The sequence below is a fragment of the Enterobacter sp. T1-1 genome, from assembly GCF_000710795.1.
Lineage (GTDB): Bacteria > Pseudomonadota > Gammaproteobacteria > Enterobacterales > Enterobacteriaceae > Enterobacter > Enterobacter cloacae.
Window position 1 is genome coordinate 1 of record NZ_JALW01000105.1, and the last position, 3,370, is coordinate 3,370.

Sequence of the window (3,370 nt, forward strand, 5' to 3'; positions counted from 1 at the left end):
AGAGGGCCGGGGTGAGGGCATCATACCGCACCTATTTTATATTTATAAACAGGACGTTAATTATGAATAACCAGGAAAAATTACGCATCTCAACGACGCCACGCGCATTACCTTCGCCCAAAAGGGGCTTCTTTAAGCGCCCACTGCCCCGGCGTTTTACCGGTCCACGCGCTGAAGACCTCAATGAATGCGCTGACGCTGCTGTAACCGCAAGACAGCGCAATCCATCCCACCGGCTTCCCCGCGGCCAACCACTCCATTGCCTGCATTACCCGCGCCAGTTGCCGCCAGTTAACGAAGTTCATTCCGGTCTGGGCACGAAAACGACGGTTGAACGTACGCACGCTCATCCCCGCCTGGCGGGCATGGTTCTCAACCGTCTGATTATCATCGACAAACTGCAGCAAATGCCTGACTACGTCCTTCAGACGCGGATCCGTCGGCACGGGCAGAGTAAAGTGCACCTGAGGTGCCACGGCAAGCTCATCCAGCAGCAGGGTGAGCTTTCGCGGATCGTACTCGCTTTCAGCAACGCTTAAGCGGGAAAACAGTGCATGGGTAAGATCGTCGGGCTCGAACAGGGCGGGCACATCGGGAAGCCTTGCGCAGCAGGCGGGGTCAAGATAGATGGCGCTGCCTTCTATCGCGCTTTCAGAAAAGGCGGCGTGCTGATTGCCAGGCGGGATCCAGCCGATGTGTTTTGCCGGTACGACCGAGCGCCCCTGCTGCGACTCAATCACCAGCAGACCCGTTGCAATGCGCCACAGCTGCCCAGCGCGATGGCTGTGCCAGGGGGTTCGGTACCCGCCAGGATGAAGGAGCGTCTCAGTACTGACCATATCATTTTGACCGAAAACCGTTATTCATCGGCGTATTACAGAAACTGCGTCTTCTGCTGTCAAGGATAATGGCGACTAAACCACATAAGGAGCCCTTAATGAGCATAATCACATCCCTGATAGCCGACACCGACAATGCCGCACAGCGCGAAAAGATGGCGTGCCTGTTAACCCGCTTATTCAACGGCGATATCGATCCGGCAGAGGTCTTTACGCCCGATTACCAGCAGGTTACGGACGGTTACACGCTTGATTACCGGGGATTTATCCAGCACCTGAGCCACGTCAGCTCGCAGACTCGCACGATCGCCTTTACCGTGGCGGAGATAGCCTGTCATGACGAACTTCTGGCTGACCGGCATATCGTGACGGTCACGTATCCTGGCGGTCGTCAGGCAGAGATCGAGGTTTACCTGTTTGCCGCGCTGCGTGAAGGGAAAATCTGGCGGATCCATGAAGTCACGCGGGCCCTCAGCGGCGATGCTTCAGATCGCACGCTGGCCCATGCGACAGAGTAACGTCACTCCGCCGGGCGCGGTACGCTACGGTTATATACCTCAACATAACGCGCAAATTTTCCGATAAACACGCCCGCAAATACCCCGCCTGAGATAATCGCCAGCGCGCTCATGGCGGGTTGCTGCATAGTATGGGGAGAGATGGCGCTCATCACGCCCAGCACATACTTCACCGCGAACGCCAGCATCATAAACGGCAGCGCGGTGTAGTCTGCCTGACGGTGGAGGCTGCGCGGTGCCTCAGCTCGGGTGATAGCTGCCTGCTTAATCAGGAAGTACCCCAGTGCCGCACCGGCAAGGATCCCCGCCGTCCACAATGCAACAGTCGCAGGAGTCAGCGTGCGATAGACCACCAGATCGTAAATATCCCAGATAAGAAAAATGCCCGGAATGATAGCAAGCCGCTCCAGCGTCACGGTGGCCGGCTTGCGGGCTTTAATGCCGCGGGAGATAAGGAAGATAAACAGCACCCACACCCAGGCGGGTGTGTGCGTAACGACACCGAGCAGAAATTCAAACATGGAGATCACCATGGACGATCGCGGCTCCTGCCGCCCTGAACGCGTATTGCGCATAACGGCAGGAGCGCCATTATGCGCAGGTCTTTTACAGCGATTTTTTCAGGCGACGAACCGCCTCTTTCAGCTCTTCATCCGTTGGCGTGACAAACGACATACGCAGCGTCGAATGGTCTGGCTCATTGCAGTAGAAAAATTCGCCCGGCACAAATACTACGCCGTTACTTAACGTCTTTTCCAGCCAGCGCGTGGTATTACTACCATTTTTCATATTCGCCCACAGGAACATGCCGCCCTTCGGCTTGTGGAACGACATCACATCGCTCAGCTCGGCTTCCAGTTCGTTGGCGAACGTCTGGTACTTCTGACGATAGGCTTCGCGGATCATTTTGATCTGCCCGGCCAGACGCCCGGTTTTCAGGTATTCGTAAGTCATCAGCTGCGACAGCGTACTGGTGTGCAGATCGGTGGTTTGCTTCAGGTTCACCACCGCACGCTTCAGCCACTCCGGCACCAGCACCCAGCCCACACGGGTGCCCGGCGCGAGAATTTTAGAGAAGGTTGAGGTATACACCACGTTCTCTTCGTTGCCGATATCTTTGGCATGGGCAATTAACGGGCGGAAAACTTCGTCGGTGTAATTGATTTCACTGTACGGATCGTCTTCGATAATCACAAAGTCATAGCGCTTCGAGAGTTCCACCAGCTGTTTACGGCGCGCCTCAGACAGCGTAACGCCACCCGGGTTACCAAATGTCGGCACAATATAAACCGCTTTGATGGGTTTATTTGCCACCAGGGCTTCGAGTTCATCCACTTTCATGCCGTCGCCATCGGTGCCAACGGATTCGAAATTCGCCTGCGCCAGACCAAAGACCTGCAGCGCGGCAAGATAGGTTGGGCGTTCGACGACGACGGTATCGCCCGGATTAATTAACGCGCGCGCCAGCACGTCGAGGGATTGTTGTGAACCGGAGGTCACGACCACATCATCCGCTTTGCAGCGGATCCCGCGCCCTTCGCAGATGCGCTGAATCTCTTCCCGCAGTCCCGGCACACCCTCGGTCAGACCATACTGGAAGGCTTCACCAAAATGCTGCGACAGTACGGCATCAGCGGCGATTTTCAGGCCTTCGTGATCGAACAAGGCCGGGTTAGGAATACCCCCACCCAGCGAAATGACGCCTGCCATTTTGCTATGTTTTAATAATTCACGGATGGCGGAAGATTGCAGGCCCTGCGCGCTGCTGGCGAGTTTGTTTGCAGACATTCTTTGATTACCTTCTTTTTTATATTGTGCCCAATCTTAGCAGAATATGAGCAATAAATTCCGTTAGCTTCGGGAGGGGACGTAAATCCTGACGCCACAGTAAATGCACCGGCCTCGGCGCGGGTGTAAACGGCTCCAGAACCCGAACCAGCCTGCCGCTTGCCAGCTCTTCCGCCACCAGCACCTCCGGCTGCAGAAGCAGCCCCGCCCCGGCGCGCGCCGCCA

5 protein-coding genes are annotated in these 3,370 nt (G+C 56.2%); 1 reads left to right on the forward strand and 4 read right to left on the reverse strand.

What is annotated here, in order from left to right; translation table 11 throughout:
- Window positions 1-107: 107 nt before the first annotated feature.
- Entirely contained in the window at window positions 108-839 is a 732-nt protein-coding gene (locus tag AK59_RS0123065; protein WP_013098392.1) for a helix-turn-helix domain-containing protein, read from the reverse strand.
- Window positions 840-937: 98 nt separating this feature from the next.
- On the opposite strand from AK59_RS0123065, the gene AK59_RS0123070 reads away from it, so the two are divergent.
- Window positions 938-1,357, forward strand: a complete 420-nt coding sequence (locus AK59_RS0123070) for a nuclear transport factor 2 family protein (RefSeq protein WP_029883922.1) — start codon at window positions 938-940, stop codon at window positions 1,355-1,357.
- Window positions 1,358-1,359: 2 nt separating this feature from the next.
- Here the strand turns inward: AK59_RS0123070 and AK59_RS0123075 are convergent, their stop codons facing one another.
- The 3 genes from AK59_RS0123075 to AK59_RS0123085 form a co-directional block, all read right to left on the reverse strand.
- Entirely contained in the window at window positions 1,360-1,878 is a 519-nt protein-coding gene (locus AK59_RS0123075; RefSeq protein ID WP_029883923.1) for a DUF6622 family protein, read from the reverse strand.
- A gap of 85 nt (window positions 1,879-1,963) precedes the next feature.
- Complete coding sequence (locus AK59_RS0123080) at window positions 1,964-3,145, reverse strand: aminotransferase-like domain-containing protein (protein WP_029883924.1); 1,182 nt, start codon at window positions 3,143-3,145, stop codon at window positions 1,964-1,966.
- Window positions 3,146-3,164: 19 nt separating this feature from the next.
- The coding region (locus tag AK59_RS0123085; RefSeq protein ID WP_029883925.1) for a LysR substrate-binding domain-containing protein at window positions 3,165-3,370 on the reverse strand (206 nt) is incomplete at its 5' end.